Annotated in this window: 18 protein-coding genes; 14 read left to right on the top strand and 4 right to left on the bottom strand. The window is 64.8% G+C overall.

Going from position 1 to position 15,233, the window contains the following annotated elements:
- Positions 1-12: 12 nt before the first annotated feature.
- From IIB36_11890 to IIB36_11880, 3 genes are read right to left on the bottom strand one after another with little or no spacing between them, the layout of a single operon-like run.
- Positions 13-1,230: a hypothetical protein gene (locus IIB36_11890; GenBank protein ID MCH7532441.1), complete on the bottom strand. Its 1,218-nt coding sequence runs from the start codon at positions 1,228-1,230 to the stop codon at positions 13-15.
- A complete protein-coding gene (locus tag IIB36_11885; protein ID MCH7532440.1) occupies positions 1,227-2,207 on the bottom strand; it encodes a mannose-1-phosphate guanylyltransferase in 981 nt (326 codons plus the stop codon). Before IIB36_11885 ends, IIB36_11890 begins: the two co-directional genes overlap by 4 nt.
- A 55-nt stretch (positions 2,208-2,262) precedes the next feature.
- On the bottom strand, positions 2,263-2,661 hold the full coding sequence (locus IIB36_11880) for a response regulator (GenBank protein MCH7532439.1): 399 nt from the start codon (positions 2,659-2,661) through the stop codon (positions 2,263-2,265).
- 203 nt (positions 2,662-2,864) lie between these two features.
- Between IIB36_11880 and IIB36_11875 the strand changes: the two genes are divergently transcribed.
- From IIB36_11875 to IIB36_11820, 12 genes are all read left to right on the top strand, one after another.
- The gene (locus tag IIB36_11875; protein ID MCH7532438.1) at positions 2,865-3,461 is read left to right on the top strand and encodes a hypothetical protein; all 597 of its coding nucleotides are present in this window, start codon (positions 2,865-2,867) and stop codon (positions 3,459-3,461) included.
- Positions 3,461-4,741 carry a serine--tRNA ligase gene (serS, locus tag IIB36_11870; protein ID MCH7532437.1) on the top strand — a complete coding sequence of 427 codons (1,281 nt, stop codon included), beginning with the start codon at positions 3,461-3,463 and terminating at the stop codon, positions 4,739-4,741. Before IIB36_11875 ends, serS begins: the two co-directional genes overlap by 1 nt.
- Before the next feature lie 25 nt (positions 4,742-4,766).
- Positions 4,767-5,948: a HAMP domain-containing histidine kinase gene (locus tag IIB36_11865; protein ID MCH7532436.1), complete on the top strand. Its 1,182-nt coding sequence runs from the start codon at positions 4,767-4,769 to the stop codon at positions 5,946-5,948.
- Positions 5,941-8,211 (top strand): UvrD-helicase domain-containing protein, encoded by a 2,271-nt coding sequence (locus IIB36_11860; GenBank protein MCH7532435.1) that lies wholly within the window; start codon positions 5,941-5,943, stop codon positions 8,209-8,211. Before IIB36_11865 ends, IIB36_11860 begins: the two co-directional genes overlap by 8 nt.
- The gene (locus IIB36_11855; GenBank protein ID MCH7532434.1) at positions 8,208-8,522 is read left to right on the top strand and encodes an Asp-tRNA(Asn)/Glu-tRNA(Gln) amidotransferase GatCAB subunit C; all 315 of its coding nucleotides are present in this window, start codon (positions 8,208-8,210) and stop codon (positions 8,520-8,522) included. Before IIB36_11860 ends, IIB36_11855 begins: the two co-directional genes overlap by 4 nt.
- Entirely contained in the window at positions 8,519-9,868 is a 1,350-nt protein-coding gene (gatA, locus tag IIB36_11850) for an Asp-tRNA(Asn)/Glu-tRNA(Gln) amidotransferase subunit GatA (GenBank protein ID MCH7532433.1), read from the top strand. Before IIB36_11855 ends, gatA begins: the two co-directional genes overlap by 4 nt.
- Positions 9,865-11,292 carry an Asp-tRNA(Asn)/Glu-tRNA(Gln) amidotransferase subunit GatB gene (gene gatB / locus IIB36_11845; GenBank protein MCH7532432.1) on the top strand — a complete coding sequence of 476 codons (1,428 nt, stop codon included), beginning with the start codon at positions 9,865-9,867 and terminating at the stop codon, positions 11,290-11,292. The genes gatA and gatB overlap by 4 nt, the downstream gene beginning before the upstream one ends.
- A gap of 202 nt (positions 11,293-11,494) precedes the next feature.
- Entirely contained in the window at positions 11,495-11,845 is a 351-nt protein-coding gene (locus IIB36_11840; GenBank protein MCH7532431.1) for a hypothetical protein, read from the top strand.
- Positions 11,846-11,873: 28 nt separating this feature from the next.
- Positions 11,874-12,089 (top strand): hypothetical protein, encoded by a 216-nt coding sequence (locus tag IIB36_11835; GenBank protein MCH7532430.1) that lies wholly within the window; start codon positions 11,874-11,876, stop codon positions 12,087-12,089.
- Positions 12,086-12,424, top strand: a complete 339-nt coding sequence (locus tag IIB36_11830; GenBank protein ID MCH7532429.1) for a hypothetical protein — start codon at positions 12,086-12,088, stop codon at positions 12,422-12,424. The genes IIB36_11835 and IIB36_11830 overlap by 4 nt, the downstream gene beginning before the upstream one ends.
- The gene (locus IIB36_11825; protein ID MCH7532428.1) at positions 12,417-12,554 is read left to right on the top strand and encodes a hypothetical protein; all 138 of its coding nucleotides are present in this window, start codon (positions 12,417-12,419) and stop codon (positions 12,552-12,554) included. Before IIB36_11830 ends, IIB36_11825 begins: the two co-directional genes overlap by 8 nt.
- 293 nt (positions 12,555-12,847) lie before the next feature.
- Complete coding sequence (locus IIB36_11820) at positions 12,848-13,906, top strand: TauD/TfdA family dioxygenase (GenBank protein MCH7532427.1); 1,059 nt, start codon at positions 12,848-12,850, stop codon at positions 13,904-13,906.
- Positions 13,907-13,953: 47 nt separating this feature from the next.
- Here IIB36_11820 and IIB36_11815 read toward each other — a convergent pair whose 3' ends face one another.
- Positions 13,954-14,106, bottom strand: coding sequence for a hypothetical protein (locus tag IIB36_11815; protein ID MCH7532426.1), 153 nt, complete (start codon positions 14,104-14,106; stop codon positions 13,954-13,956).
- 58 nt (positions 14,107-14,164) lie between these two features.
- Between IIB36_11815 and IIB36_11810 the strand changes: the two genes are divergently transcribed.
- Together IIB36_11810 and IIB36_11805 are read left to right on the top strand one after the other, a co-directional pair.
- The gene (locus IIB36_11810) at positions 14,165-14,398 is read left to right on the top strand and encodes a transposase (protein ID MCH7532425.1); all 234 of its coding nucleotides are present in this window, start codon (positions 14,165-14,167) and stop codon (positions 14,396-14,398) included.
- 186 nt (positions 14,399-14,584) lie between these two features.
- Positions 14,585-15,233: IS21 family transposase (locus IIB36_11805; protein MCH7532424.1), on the top strand; the 649-nt coding region annotated here is incomplete at its 3' end.

Here is a 15,233-nt window from a genome sequence, read left to right as displayed (position 1 = left end):
TCCTCGCCCTCGTCACTGCGAGCGGCGACCCGCGGTCGCGCTCCAGGCGGCTTCGAGCACGCCCCTCACACCGAGCGTGAGCGCAACGTTGCGGCGGGCCATCACTCGCTCCGCCGTCTCGAGGAACTTGTCCAGGCGATACTCGGTCAGATTCGAACCCGAACCCCAGCTGAAGGGAGGCACCGCCACTGGCGGCATCGCGCCTCCGAAGATGTTGCTCCCGGCGCCCACGACCGTCCCGGTGTTCAAAAGGGTTCCGATTCCGGTCTTCACGTGATCGCCCAGGAAGCAGCCGATCTTGATCTGGTCGGTATCGACCCCCCCGTCGGGGGTCCACACGGTAACGGTTCCGTAGCTGTTCTTGAGGTCCGAGTTCGTGGTGAGCGCCCCGAGGTTGACCCATCGCCCTACGAGCGCGTGGCCGAGGTACCCCTCGTGGGCCTTGTTCACGTACCCGACCAGGACGGAGTCCGAGACCTCACCGCGAACTCGGCAGTTGGGCCCGATCGAAGATGCCGAGATCGTCCCCCCCGCAACCATGGTTTCTGGGCCTACATACAGTGGACCCACAAGGCGGGCCGGTCCTTCGACACGCACGCCGCGATCTAGGCGGATGGGTCCCGGTCGCGTGTCGAGCGTAACTCCGGGCTCGATCTCCGCGCCCTCGGCGAGCGACACGGTGCCGTCGCCTACGACGACCACGTCGGCCGGAACGACGCCGTGGCTTGGCATCGTCGCTGCGTCGGCGTGGACGCGCGCTCCGTTCCGTGCAACGAGATCCCAGGGACGTTCGAGCACGATGCCGTCGAGCTGCAATTCGGGAGCGTCTCCCCGGTCATGGCCTGGATTGCGGATCCAGAGCTCGGACGGGAGCTCGGACCCGGGTGGCACGACCCATCCGGCGGGCGCGCCGCCGACCGTGATGCGCGCCCGTTCACTCGGCACTTCGACGTCCTGGAAGTCAGGTACCGCTCGGCTGGAGAGCAAGACGACCGGGCGATCACGGGCTACTTGGTTCAGGGACACGCATGGCGCCGCACCTGCTTCGTCGAAGCCGACTAACGCTCTCCTGGAGACGTGACCGTGGCACTCGATTCCGAGCACGCGCTCCACACGAGCCCTCAGGGTGCTACAACCGAAGAGCAGCTCGCCCACTGGGCGCGTCAACGAGAACGGCGCCCAGCGCCGTGCGCGGCTGTCGTCGAAGAGGTAGAGCCTCGCCTCGCTCATTCCTCGCTTCCCTCCAGCGCCGTCAGTAGCGTCTTGAGGTGCGCCGCGCGCTCCCTCGGCATCACCAGCGTGGCATCATCAGTACGAACGACGACGAGGTCATCGACGCCGAAGAGCACGACCTTGCCGTGATCCGCGAAAGCGATGTTCCCGTTCCCATCCACCGTGACTGCGTCGCCGATCAGCACGTTTCCGTCGGAGTCCGCAGGCCGTGAGCGTGAAAGCGCTTCCCAACTCCCGACATCGTCCCATGAGAAGAGCGCTTCGACCGTCGCCACGCGCCCCGAGCGCTCCATGACTGCCGTATCGACGACGCACACGGGCACCGCCTCGAAGAACGCGTCGACGCCCTCGTCCAGAAGAGCCAGGCACTTGGAGACTTCCGGGGCGTGCTCGGCCAACTCGGAAAGGAAGGTCGACACTTTCCAGACGAAGATGCCGGTATTCCACAGATGACCATCCCTCACGTACCGCCGCGCCGTGTCGGCGTCCGGCTTCTCGTGAAAGGTCTTCACCCGGTGTGCAGCGATCTCGCCACTCGTTTCGAGCGCTTCCCCCCGCTCCAAGTGTCCGAATCCCGTCTCGACCCGATCCGGAACGGCCCCGACGCAGACCAGAACGTTTTCTCTTCGGGCGATCTCCGCGGCTGCGTGGATGGTCCTCTGAAACGCAGGCAGGGAGTCGACGCGGTGGTCCGCGTGAAGGCTGACCATGACAGCCTCGGGATCGCGCCTGTGAATCTCCCAGGAAGCCCAGGCGAGCACGGGACAGGTGCCTCGCGCCTCCGGTTCGATCCAGTAGGCCGCGTCGGACAGGTCGTTGAGCACCGTGCGGAACGGTTCAACGAGGTGCCGTCCGGCCAGAATGCGTAGACGATCGTCGGGCACGAGCACCCTGGCTCGCTCGACAGTGTCTACGATGAGCGGCCGCTCGCTGGCCAGCGGGAGCAGCTGTTTGGGTCTCTCGCGGGTGCTCACTGGCCAGAAGCGCGACCCGATTCCACCGGCCAGAACGACGACCCAGAGCCTGTCGTCAGTTCGCGTCGAGGATCTCGTGGATTCGGGCAACGAGCTTCTTGGGGCTAAAAGGTTTGGTGAGGAAGTCGTTGGCGCCGCCAGCGAGCGCCGCCGTTCTATCCGTGTCCTGGCCCTTTGCCGTTAAGATGATCACCGGGGTTTCTGCTCGATGGTCACTGGCCCTGATCCTGGCGAGCACCTCGAGCCCAGTCGCGCCGGGCATCATGAAGTCGAGTAGGATAAAGTCGAACTCGGCGTCCGACTTGACCGCCTCCATGCCCGCTGAGCCGTCCATAGCTTCGACCACGTCGAATCCGTCGTTGGTGAGGATCGTGTTGAGGACCCGTCGAATGTGAGGCTCATCGTCGACCACGAGGATGCGCCCACCTCTGCGATGGGCTTGCTGGTCGGGCACGGTTGCTCCTCGATCGCAAGGCCGCCGGCCGGCCGGCCGCAGAAAGGGCCGGGGGGCCGGGGGCGACGGCCGGGGAACCTACCCGGCGTATGGGGTAAAGTCAAGGAATTGCAGGGCTTTTCGGGGTTGACACTCCCTTCTTGGTTCCGGCACTTTTCGCACTCTTTTCGGCCTCGGAGGCCGTGTGAACAAGGACTGACCTCGTGACACCGCAGCGACTCGTAAGAAGTGTGAATCTCCATGGGCTCGGGCCCGCGTCTCTTGCTGCGCTCGTCACGCTCTCCGCGGGACTCGCCGCGTGCGGGGGCGACCCGTTCATTTTCCCGTGGGAGCTTAATCCGGACACCGTCTTGCTCTACTCCTTGGCGCGTCCCGAGCTGAACCTCGAAGCGGCGTACAGCTTCAACGATCGCCGAAGAGTGAGGGTGGAGGCGGCAACGGCCACGGGCACTTGGGACGTCGCAGTCGATACGCGAGGCGGTCAGCTCGTCTTCCTGCCACCCGGGGCGCTCGGCATCAGCTCCAAGGCCAGCGTGGCGGCGTTGCCGGGACTCTCTTTCGCCGACCTGCAGGACGCGCCGGAGGATACCGCCGCCTACTCGAGGTTCGCCCCGGTCCCGGTGGAGATGGGGACCCTGTACGTCGTGAAGACCTCACAGAGCCCCGGCATCTTTGGCAGGCTCTGCTCGTACTACGCGAAGCTCGAGCCGCTCGTGATCGACGTCGAGGGTGGTACGCTGACGTTCGTATTCGACGCGAGCCCGGTCTGTAACAGCCTCCGGCTCATTCCGCCGGACTGATGCTCGACATCCGCCGCCTCCGCCACGAGACGGAGGCCGTGAAAGACGCCCTGGCGAAGAGAGACGCGAGCCTCCCGGACATGGTGGACCGCGTTCTGGAGTTCGACGTGACGCGCCGTGAAGCGCTCGGCGTCGTCAACGACTTGAAGGCGCGGCGGAACGAGGCGTCGAAGCGTGTCGGCGAGCTCAAGCGAGAGGCAGGAGACGCCGAGGCGCTCATCCTCGAGATGCGCGAGGTAGGGGATCGGATCAGCGAGTTGGACGCGACCATTGCGTCGGCCGACGAGGAAATCGAGGCGCTGCTCTTGGGCATCCCCAATACCCCGTTCGACGAAGTCCCCGAAGGCGATGAGGACCACAACGTCGTCCAGGCCTGTCATGGTTCACCGGCGACGTTCGACTTCGAGCCACGCCCGCATTGGGAGTTGGGCGAGGCGCTGGGGATACTCGATCTCGCGCGCGGCGCGAAGGTTAGCGGTTCCGGCTTCCCCGTCCTGGTGGCAGGTGGTGCGCGGTTGCAGCGTGGGCTGATCAACTTCTTCCTCGACGTGCATACCGATGAGCACGCGTATACCGAGGTACGGATACCGTATCTGGTGACAAGCGACACGATGATCGGCACCGGCCAGCTCCCCAAGTTCGCGGAGGAGTCGTATCAGACCGAGCGGGACGAGCTCTGGCTCATCCCGACCGCTGAAGTGCCGGTCACAAACCTGCATCGGGACGAGCTGCTCACCGCCGATGATCTGCCACTCCGATACACGGCGTACTCACCGTGCTTCAGGCGCGAAGCGGGGGCTGCGGGCAAAGACACGCGCGGCCTGCTCCGAGTGCACCAATTCGACAAAGTCGAGCTCGTCCGCTACGAGCTGCCCGAGCGGAGTCGCGACGCGCTGGAGGAGCTGACGCGGGAAGCCGAGGTTTTACTCGAGCGACTCGGGCTGCACTACCGGCGCCTCTTACTCGCCACGGGTGAGTTGGGGCAGAGCGGCGCGCTCACGTACGACCTCGAGGTGTGGGCTCCGGGGGTGGACAAGTGGCTCGAGGTTTCGAGCTGCACGACGTTCACGGACTATCAGGCGCGCCGGGCGAACATCCGCTTCCGGCGTACACAGACAGAGAAGCCGGAGTTCGTGCACACGCTGAACGGCTCAGCGCTCGCGCTTCCTCGCGTGATGGCTGCGCTGCTCGAGACGTACCAGCAGGCGGATGGGAGCGTGACGCTACCGGAGGTATTGCACCCTTACGTGGGCTTGGACCGGCTCACACGGTCGACCTAGCGTCTGGCATGGGGTTCTTCGTCCCGTGATGAAGATCAAGTGGCCCATCGCGCTGGCCACGATGTTCCTCGTGCAGCTCGGTTGGTTCCTGCTGTACACCGGGCAGATCATGAGCGCGCTGGAGGAAAACACCGAGCGCCTGAGCGAGATCTACCACGAGGTGCAGACGGGCATCACGACGATGGCTCCGTCGGCGTCCGAAGAGGCGCTCTACAACCTTCAGGGCATCATCCTGGGGTCGGGTGTGCCGCTCGTGGTCACAGGACCGGGGGACACGGTCCTCATGGCCGAGAACCTGGATTTCGAAGCGGATATCGATACTCCCGAAGGACAGGCGGCCGTCCGGGCCCACATTCCCACTCTGGACGATCAGCATCCGCCGGTCGGTGATCCCAATCTCCAGCGCGTCCACTTCGGCAACACACCCGAAGTCGAGCGGTTGCGATGGATCCCGTGGCTGCAGGCCGGGCTCTTGCTGTTCACCGTGTTCATCGGGTTCGTCGCAATCCGCTACCAACGTCGAGCCGAGAGCGAGAAAGCTTGGACATCGATGGCCCGCGAGCTCGCACACCAGTTGGGCACGCCGCTCTCTTCGTTGGCGGGGTGGCTCGAAGTACTCAGCCTTCCGGTCGGCGAGCGCCCCGGCGGACTACGCGACGGCGAGATCGCCGGCTCGATCGGCGAAGATCTGGAGCGGCTCGAGCGGATCAGCCACCGCTTCGAGCTCATCGGGCGAGAGCCCGAACTGGAATCTCTCTCGGTCCGTCAGGTAGTGAGCGACCTGGAGCAGTACCTCGCGGTCCGGATCCCAAGGCTGAGCCGCAAGGGTGTAGAGCTGGTCGTCGACATCCCCCCGGGTCTGCCGAGAGTGCAGGGCAACGAAGTATTGCTGATCTGGGCACTGGAGAACGTGGTGAAGAACGCCCTCGACGCGCTCGCCGGTCGGGGTGGAAAGATCACCATCTATGCCCGCGAAATCGGTGGCAAGTGGATCTCGCTTCGCATCCGGGACACCGGTCCGGGCGTCGATCCCGAGATTCGGGACAAGCTCTTCGAGCCGGGCGTGACGACGAAGTCAGGTGGATGGGGGGTCGGGCTCGCGCTCTCCCGTCGCATCGTCGAGGGCGTGCACCGGGGACACATCGAACTCCTCGAAGGACTCGAGGGCACCACGTTCCAGATCCGACTGCCGGCCGCCGATGCCTGATCCGCAGGTTCCAGCACATCTCGACGGACTCAACTCAGAGCAGCTAGCGGCGACGTCGCACTTCGAGGGCCCGCTACTCGTGCTCGCCGGTGCGGGCTCGGGGAAGACGCGGGTTCTGACGGCACGCGTAAGCCACCTGATTAGCGAGCACGGCGTTCCGCCGGACCGGATCTTGGCGGTCACGTTCACGAACAAGGCCGCCGGCGAGATGCGGGAGAGGATCACCCGGCTGCTCGGCACGGAGCCGTCGGGCATGTGGGTGGGCACCTTCCACTCGGTCGGCGCGCGCCTGCTACGCCGCCACGCGGATCGCCTGGGCTGGGATCGTGCCTTCAGCATCTTCGATTCAGAGCAGTCGCTTCGGCTCGTGAAGAACGTTCAAGAGTCGGTCGGGCTCGACCCGAAGCGGTGGAGCCCCAAGGCGATTCGCGCCGAGATCAGCAACGCCAAGAACCAGCTCATCGACGGCGACACCTTCGCGAAGGACACGGAGGGTTCCTTCGATCTGTTCGTTCGCAACGTGGGACACGTCTTCACCGAATACCAGAAGGCTCTCAAGGACCAGAACGCGTTCGACTTCGACGACCTGCTCATGAAGCCGGTTGAGCTCTTCGAGGACTATCCGGAGTTGCTGGACCGGTACCGAGAGCGTTTCTCGTTCATCCTCGTGGACGAGTATCAGGACACGAACCGTGCACAGTTCCGTTTCGTGGAATTGCTCGCCCAAGGTCACGAGAACCTCATGGTCGTCGGCGACCCTGACCAATCGATCTACGCGTGGCGTGGCGCGGACATCAGGAACATCCTGGACTTCGAGATCGCGTTTCCCCGTGCGGTCGTGGTCGCGCTCGAGGTGAACTACCGCTCGAGCGAGCTCATCCTCGACGCCGCTAACGCGGTCATCGTCGAGAACGTGAACCGTCCGGAGAAGACGCTCCGGACGGATCGCACCGGTGGGGAGAAGATCACTCTCATCGAGACGTTCGACGAGAACGACGAAGCCCGCTGGATCGTAGGGGAGATCGAGACGCGTATCCGCGAAACGCCGGGGCTCTCTTACAGCGGCTGCGCCGTGCTGTACCGCACCAACGCTCAAGCGAGAGCGCTCGAAGACGCCTTCCGGAGAGAAGGGGTGCCCTACCAAGTCGTGGGCGGTGTGCGCTTCTACGAGCGCCGGGAGATCCAGGACGTACTCGCCTATCTGCGACTGATCTCCAACCCGAAAGACGCTACGGCCTTCGGTCGGATCGTGAACTATCCGCGGCGGGGTGTCGGGCTGACGACGGAGGAGCACTTGGTACGCTGGGCCGCTGAGCAGAGGCTGACGCTCCTGGCGGCGGCGGCGCGGGCGGACGAGATCCCCGACGTAAGGGCCGCAGGTGCCAGTGGGCTCATGCGCTTCGCGGACCTCATCCAGCGCTTCAGCCTACGCGCGACGCAGGCGACGATCGGGGAGCTGCTCGAGGAGCTCGTCGAAGACCTCGACCTCGTACGCCATCTGTATGACGAGGGACCCGACGGAGAGGATCGAGCGCGCAACGTCTCGGAGCTCATTGCCGGAGCGCTCGACTTCGACGCCACGTTCATGAAGGGTATGGACGACGAGGAGCTCGACGCCTTCACCGAACTCGACCTGTTCCTGCAGCAAGTAGCACTGGTAGCGGACGTGGACCGCCTCGACCCCGACGCGGCGACTGCGACGCTGATGACGCTGCACAACGCGAAGGGTCTGGAGTTTCCCGTGGTGTTCATCGCGGGGCTGGAGGAGGGACTCTTCCCGCTCAGCCGAGCCTATGACGAGGCCGACGCGCTCGAGGAGGAGCGACGCCTCTTCTACGTGGGCATCACCCGCGCGGAGGATAAGCTGTCGCTATCGTGGGCGCGGCAGCGCAGACGCGCCGGCGATTTCACCTACGGTACCCTCTCGTCCTTCGTAGATGCGGTGCCGGATGATCTCCTGGACAGCCGGAGGAGTGAGCGATTGACCCGACTTCAGCACTCCACACCCCACAGGGGCCGGCCCCGGTCTGGGAGCCGGGAGCCCTTCGATGCCACGTTCGAGCCCGATCTGGACGCGGGCATGAACCAGGACCTGCCGCGCTTCGTGAAGGGCGAGCGTGTGCTGCATCAGACGTTCGGGTCCGGTGCAGTGGTGGAGATCACCGGGTTCGGGCGAGATCTCAAGGTCACGATCGATTTCGACGACATCGGGCAGAAGAAGCTGCTCTTACGGTACGCTTCGCTCGAGAAGGACTGGCCATGAGCGTCACCCGCGCGGAGGTGGTGAAGATCGCCGCCTTGGCCCGGCTAGAACTCGGAGAGGAGGAGCTGGAGCGGCTCACGACCGAGCTCAACGGAATTCTCGCGCACGTCGATCAGCTGACTTCGCTCGATCTCGTCGAGACGTCGGATCTCACTCCGCAGATCCGGTCCCCACTGCCGGCGACCCGACCGGAGGCCGTCGAGGACCCCGATGCCCTCATCAGGCAGCCGGCGTCGTTCGCACCCGACTGGCGAGAGAACTTCTTCGTCGTGCCGCCGCTGCCCGGTATGCACCGGGAGGGATCGGAATGAGCGACGCCAGAGCCGCTCTCGCTCGGATCACCCGGATGGAGGAGGGCGCGGAGGGCCTCAACGCTTTCCTGGCCCTCGCAGACCCGGACCATCTCGAAGCGCGCGCCGAGGGGCGGCTGACCGGCGTTCCGGTCGCGGTCAAGGACAACCTGTCGACGGCCGAGCTGCCCACCACCTGTGGATCGCGACTGCTGGAAGGCTACCAGGCTCCTTATGAGGCCACAGTCGTGCGGAGGCTTCGCGACGCGGGCGCTGTCGTGATCGGGAAGACCAACCTGGACGAGTTCGGAATGGGTTCCTCCACGGAGAACTCGGCGTACGGGCCGACGCTCAACCCGCTCGATCGGTCCCGCGTCCCAGGGGGCAGCTCGGGGGGCTCGGCCGCGGCTGTCGCCGCCGGGTACACTCCGATGGCGCTCGGTTCCGACACCGGCGGATCGGTCCGGCAGCCCGCGTCGTTCTGTGGGGTCGTCGGCATCAAACCGACGTATGGACGCGTGAGCCGCTACGGTCTCGTGGCGTTCGCGTCATCGCTCGATCAGGTCGGCACCTTCGGGCGAACCGTCTCTGACGCCGCCACACTCCTCGGTGTGATCGCCGGCCACGACCCCCGCGACGCGACGACCGCCGACACTCCGGTGCCGGACTTCGCCAGCGACGCGGGTAGGGGAGTCGAGGGAATGGTCCTCGGTGTCCCGGCCGAGTACTTCCCGGACTCGCTCGACCCCGCGATCCGCGACTTGCTCGATAATGCGTTGGGCTGCCTCGTGGACGCCGGGGCGCGACTGCGAAATGTCTCGCTGCCCAGCACGTTGTACGCGATTCCGTCCTACTACGTGCTCGCTCCCGCAGAAGCCTCCAGCAACCTCGCCCGATTCGATGGCGTGCGCTTTGGTGTGCGCCAGAGCGGGCCGGACATCGGATCGATGTACGAAAGGACCCGCCGCGGCTTCGGCGACGAGGTGAAGCGACGCATCATGTTGGGGACGTATGCGCTCTCGTCCGGCTACTACGACGAGTACTACGGCACCGCACAGCAGGCGCGGTCGCTCGTCGCCCGGGACTTCGTCGGCGTCTTCGAGCACGTGGACGTACTCTTCACGCCGACAGCGCCGACGCCGGCGTTTGCGCTCGGAGAGCACACCGACGACCCGCTCGCCATGTATTTGTCCGACGTCTTCACCGTCACCGCAAACCTCGCGGGCATTCCGGGGATGTCGGTGCCAATAGGTGAGGTGGACGGACTGCCGGTGGGCGGGCAACTGCTCGCACCGTGGTGGGATGAGTCGGCGATGCTCGCCGCCGCCGGCGCGCTCGAGGCGGCACTGGCTAGCACTGTCGAATGAGCTGGGAGCCGGTCATTGGGATCGAAATCCACGTCCAGCTTCGCACGGCGCGGAAGCTCTTTTGCGGGAACGCCGTAGTCTTCGGCGACGAGCCTAATACGCACGTGTGTCCGGTCTGTCTTGGTCTTCCCGGTGCGCTGCCGACCACGAATCCGGAGGCGGTCGCGCTCGCCGTTCGCACCGCGGTCGCGCTCGGCTGCACGGTGCACGAGAGCAGTGTCTGGTCGCGGAAGAACTACTTCTATCCCGATCTTCCCAAGGGGTACCAGATCACCCAGTTCGACCGACCACTGGCAACGGACGGCGTCGTCGACTTCGACGGACCGGAGGGGAAGGGCTCCGTGAGGATCCGCCGCATCCACATGGAGGAGGATGCGGGCAAGTCGTTGCACGACCGTGTGCCGGGGGCGACCGCGGTCGACCTCAACCGCGCGGGGACACCGCTCGTGGAAGTCGTTACCGAGCCCGACCTGCGTACCCCAGCCGACGTGCGCGCCTTCCTCGGGACTCTGAAGCGCGTGCTCGAGTACATCGAGGTGAGCGACTGCAACATGGAAGAGGGCAGTCTGCGCGTAGATGCCAACGTCTCGGTGCGCCGGCGGGGAAGCGAAACACTCGGGACCAAGACCGAGATCAAGAACGTCAACTCGTTCTCGGGCATCGAACGCGCGCTCACGATCGAAATCGCTCGCCAGATCGAGGTGCTGGAGCAGGGTGGCGCCATCCACCAGGAGAGCTTGCTTTGGGATGACCACCGAAGCGAAGTGCGGTCCATGCGCTCCAAGGAAGAGAGTCACGACTATCGGTACTTCCCCGAGCCGGACTTGCCGCCGCTGCGCGTCTCCGCCGCGGAGATCGAAGCAGCCAAGGACGCGTTACCCGAGCTGCCACGTGCCCGGAGAGACCGGTTGGAGGCCGAATACTCGCTGCCTGCCTACGACGCCGACGTCCTGACGCAGTCCGCCGCGACTGCCGACTACTTCGAGGAGGTCGTCGGGGCCGGTGCCGATGCGAAGAGCGCATCGAACTGGGTCATGGGCGCGCTTCAGGCGATCATGAACGAGCGTGGCGATGACAGCCGTACGGTGCCTGTTCGACCCGCGTCGCTCGCCCAGCTCATCGGACTGGTGAAGGACGGCACGGTCTCCGATTCTGCCGCGAAGAAGGTGCTGGGCTTCATGGCCGAGGAAGGTGGCGAAGCGATCCAGATCGTCGAGGCCAAGGGGCTGCTGCAGGTGCGTGACTCCGGTCGACTCGCCGAATGGGTGGAGTCGGTGGTGGCGGACAGTCCCGACGAGGTCACACGATACCGGAACGGCGAGACCAAGGTGCTGGGATTCCTGGTCGGCCAGGTTATGCGTCGGTCCAAGGGCCAGGCCGACCCGCGACGCGTGAACGAGCTCCTAGTCGAACGACTTAGCTGAGTGCTAGTTAGCTGCTAGTCCTCGAGGGACTGAGATCGGCGTGCGCTCACTCCGGCTGCAAAGGCGGGAGCAGGGGGCCCAGTACTCACGGCTTCCGGCAGAAAGTCCGCGAGTCTACACGATTCTCGTGATCGGTCCAAGTGGCCGGTCACGGGTTTCGTGTATCTGACCTCACACACTACCTCGCACACCTATGGATGACATGACTTGGAGTACCGAATGGAAGCAGGATCTCTACACTTGGATCGAAGAGAGCAGGGGAGAGTGGGACGCCCTCGGAAAAGAGCTCGGATCAGAAGGGCCCCAAAAGGTAGTGGTCCCAATCGCATTCGCAGTGCAGGAGGTCGGACCCGCCCTGTTCGCCGAGTTGGATCACACCGTGAGAATACCCGCTGAAAACGTCGCCAAGCCTCCTGATACCCTCGATGTCACCTTCGTCCGAGAGGAGGGCCACCCGGGCCGCGCTGACCAGATCGTGGTCTTATCCGCAGAGACGTTCATGCACGTACTCGGCATGCTACTGGGCGCGGTGGGAGGTGAGGCGATTGACTAGCGAACAGCGCGACCAAGCAGGAGGCGGCGTGGGGAAGAAGGACGAAGCCGCAGTGACTGAGGGAGAATCGACGGCCGTCGCGACGAGTGGGGACAAGGCGGGTCCTCAGATAGCCAGAACCTTGGCGGGTTGGGAACCGACGCCGAGAGTAATAACGCAGGAGGAGGAGGAGTTGCTTGACTCGGTCACGGTATCACCCATGGCCCCGGTCTACCTCAGAGCGTTGATCGCGACCGGGAGTTGATCGCGACCGGGAATAGTATTGTCGCGTGCGCAGCTGTAGGGATCGACCCGTCGACACCCCGGAAGTGGAAGCGCAGAGACGCGCAGTTTGCTGCGATCCTGGCCGATATCCACGAGGAGGTTGTAGAGCGCTGGAACGCGGTTGCTGAGTATCGAGCCTTGCACGGCTTTGAAGAGCGGATCTACGACAAGCATGGCAACTTGGCTGGCCGGAAGATCAAGCAGGACCCGAGCTTCCTGCGAGCGATGCTAGGCGCCCAGGACCCTGAGCATTGGGGGGCTCGTTCTGAGCGGGACTCGAAGATCACGATCGTGATCATGGATGTCGATGAGTGAAGCGGCGACGCGGACCCCCGTTCGGCAAGGTGACCTGCTGGATCAAACTCCGGCCTTCGATCCCACCGAGGCCGAGCCCATCCCAGAATTCGTGTTCGATCAGTCGCTGCCCGACGAGTTCGACTCCTGAGGGTCTGCCCCCCGCTGTCCTCCAGGACAGGCTGAGCCATTCGGCCAGCTCCATCCGCCCGTCTGAACATCCCCGCGTCCCTTTCCATCATCCGAGCGCCACCCACGCCTCGCTCGGAGACCGCCACCAGCGCGACCTGGCCGACTCTCACCGCGTGTCCCATGCCACAATACGACCTACAATGCCTCCCCCCTCGATGGGGCGGTTGGATTACCTACCCACTCAACACGAGGTTTCCTTCTTCCAACAGGCCGCAGTGATGGCGACCGACGTCTCACGACGAGTAGCGTGAAATGCCAGAATCTTTCGCAAAGCCCGGCACCCTCCTGAGTGGTCCCGCAGTGTGGCGCGGAGACGAGCTCGTAGACTCCGACGAGTGGATCCACGCCTGGACCCCAGAGGAGCTCGCCGAGCTGGAGGACGCGTTGGTCGCCGTGCAGGCGCTGCAACGACCTCTGGGCAAGATCGGGCGAGATGACTTCCCGCTGCCGCGGCTCGGGGACCGGCTCGACCGCCTGCGTGCCGATCTTTTACGTGGCCGAGGCTTCGTTCTCATGCGGGGGCTGGACGCCAGCAAATATTCGCGCGATGAGATCGCCACGATCTTCTGGGGTATCGGCGCGCATCTCGGCCGCGCCGTGCCACAGAATGCCCAGGGCCACCTGCTGGGCCACGTCAAAGACCTCGGCCGCGACTCGCGCGACGCGAGCGCTCGCATCTACCAGACCAGTGAGCGTCAGGGTTACCACACCGACTCGGCGGACATCGTCGGGCTCTTGTGTCTCGAGCCTTCGATGGAAGGGGGCCGAAGTTCGTTGGTCAGCTGCCCGACGATCCACAACGTGCTCTTCGAGCGCTCCCCCGATCTCCTCGCGGAGCTGTTCCAGCCCTTCGGCACTGATCACCGGGGCGAGCACCCGGCCGATACGAATCCGTATTTCACGGCGCCCATCCTGAGCTGGCATGAGGACGAACTCTCCGTCCTGTACCAACGGCGATACATCGAGTCCGCGCAACGGTTCGAAGCCGTGCCGCGACTGACCGGCCGACAGGTCGAGGCACTCGACGCGTTCGACGCAGTGGCCGACGATCCCGCGGTCCACCTCGAGATGCAGCTCGAGCGCGGCGACATCCAGTTCATCCACAACCACCAGATGCTCCATGACCGCACGGCGTTCCGTGACTGGCCGGAACCCGACCGACGAAGACACCTGCTCCGACTCTGGCTGTGTCCGGAGGATGGTCGTCCTCTGCCCCCCTGGTTCGCCGAACGACTCGGCTCCGTCGAGCCGAGCGACCGGGGTGGGGTCGCGTTGGCGGGTGTGGAACCCGTGATTCCGCCTTTCCCCTGACGCGGGTCAGGTACGCTGGACCGGTGGCGCGCCACTTCCGCTCGCTGCTATTTCCCCCCGATGTTCAGCTCGCTCGGCACGGACTCTGCGATCATGTAGCGCGGGCTGAGCGATGCCGACTCCGACGGCGTGAGCGCACCCTGTGCGACGAGCTCGGTAATGTGGTGACCCACGACGCGATCGAGGAACGAGGCGGTCACGTCGCGCCTCCGCTACTTCCATCGCCACGACCTACTCGACGAAGCTGACGCCTACGGCATGCTTTCCTGGCAGGGCTCCGGTGGGTTCAGCATCGACGCATCCGTCCGCATCGAGGGTGAGGACCGAGCCGGCGTCGAACGGCTGCTCCGTTACTGTGCTCGACCGCCCTTCGCTCTGGAACGGCTCTACGCCCCCGGCGGTATCGTTTCCCTCGGCTCGGGGCACCCACCGGAGGTGGGTCGCCAAGCTCGTCTACCGGCTGTCCGAGCCGGCACCCGACGGCCGCACTGAGCTCCTGCTCTCTCCGATTCAGCTTCTCGATGTTAGCGGCGGCCCAAGATTGCACAGATGTGGCGGCCGAAAATTGCACACTCGACGACTTCGTGGCTTCGAGGTACCGGGTGTGAAGCGAGATACCTGAGCGACTTCGTAGCCGATCGTACACGTTGGCGTCTTCCCTACAGCGGTGGAGGCGCGATGATCGGATGGGAGAAGCGAGTGTTGCTGAGACATTATCTCGACCAGGGCATGACGAAGACGGCCGTGGCGAAGCAACTCGGCGTGAGTCGTCGGACGGTTCATTACTGGATTGAAACGGATCAGCTGGACCGGGACGTGAGCGAGGTGGCGGTGCAGTACGGGCCGCGGCCTTTGGTGCCGACCAAGGTGGATCCCTACAAGGGGATCATCCTGAGCCGACTGGCCGAGTACCCGGAGCTGACAGCGATGCGGCTCTTTGACGAGATCAAGGCGAGCGGATACGCCGGCTGCTACACGCAGGTGAAGCAGTACGTCCGCAAGGTCCGGCCTCGAGCGCCCGAGGAGCCCGTGGTCCGCTTCGAGACGCCGCCCGGCCATCAGGGTCAAGTCGACTTCGCAGACTTTCGGCTGCCCTGGGGCAAGCGCTACGCGTTTCTGGTTGTGCTGGGGTATTCGCGCATCCTGTGGCTGCAGTTCTTCACTCGACAGACGATGCAACATGTCTTTGAGGGCCTCGAAGCGGCGTTCAGCTTCTTTGGTGGCGTGCCTCATGAACTGCTGTTCGACCAGATGAAGGCCGTCATCACCAAGGATGAGCGAGCGGCCGGAGGTCGCGTCACGGAGAACGCCGAGTTCCTACGCTTCG

Source organism: Gemmatimonadota bacterium, assembly GCA_022560615.1.
In the GTDB taxonomy this organism is placed as follows: domain Bacteria; phylum Gemmatimonadota; class Gemmatimonadetes; order Longimicrobiales; family Gaopeijiaceae; genus UBA1138.
Note: the sequence above shows the minus strand (reverse complement) of the source record. Positions and strands in the feature narration are given on the sequence as shown.

Bases quoted from the DNA above. Each gene is read 5' to 3' on its own strand.
- IIB36_11825 (MCH7532428.1), top strand. From the start codon at position 12,417: ATGAGTGAAGCGGCGACGCGGACCCCCGTTCGGCAAGGTGACCTGCTG.
- IIB36_11855 (MCH7532434.1), top strand. From the start codon at position 8,208: ATGAGCGTCACCCGCGCGGAGGTGGTGAAGATCGCCGCCTTGGCCCGG.
- gatB (MCH7532432.1), top strand. From the start codon at position 9,865: ATGAGCTGGGAGCCGGTCATTGGGATCGAAATCCACGTCCAGCTTCGC.
- IIB36_11890 (MCH7532441.1), bottom strand. From the start codon at position 1,230: ATGAGCGAGGCGAGGCTCTACCTCTTCGACGACAGCCGCGCACGGCGC.
- IIB36_11820 (MCH7532427.1), top strand. From the start codon at position 12,848: ATGCCAGAATCTTTCGCAAAGCCCGGCACCCTCCTGAGTGGTCCCGCA.
- IIB36_11810 (MCH7532425.1), top strand. From the start codon at position 14,165: ATGCTTTCCTGGCAGGGCTCCGGTGGGTTCAGCATCGACGCATCCGTC.
- gatA (MCH7532433.1), top strand. From the start codon at position 8,519: ATGAGCGACGCCAGAGCCGCTCTCGCTCGGATCACCCGGATGGAGGAG.
- IIB36_11840 (MCH7532431.1), top strand. From the start codon at position 11,495: ATGACTTGGAGTACCGAATGGAAGCAGGATCTCTACACTTGGATCGAA.
- IIB36_11860 (MCH7532435.1), top strand. From the start codon at position 5,941: ATGCCTGATCCGCAGGTTCCAGCACATCTCGACGGACTCAACTCAGAG.
- serS (MCH7532437.1), top strand. From the start codon at position 3,461: ATGCTCGACATCCGCCGCCTCCGCCACGAGACGGAGGCCGTGAAAGAC.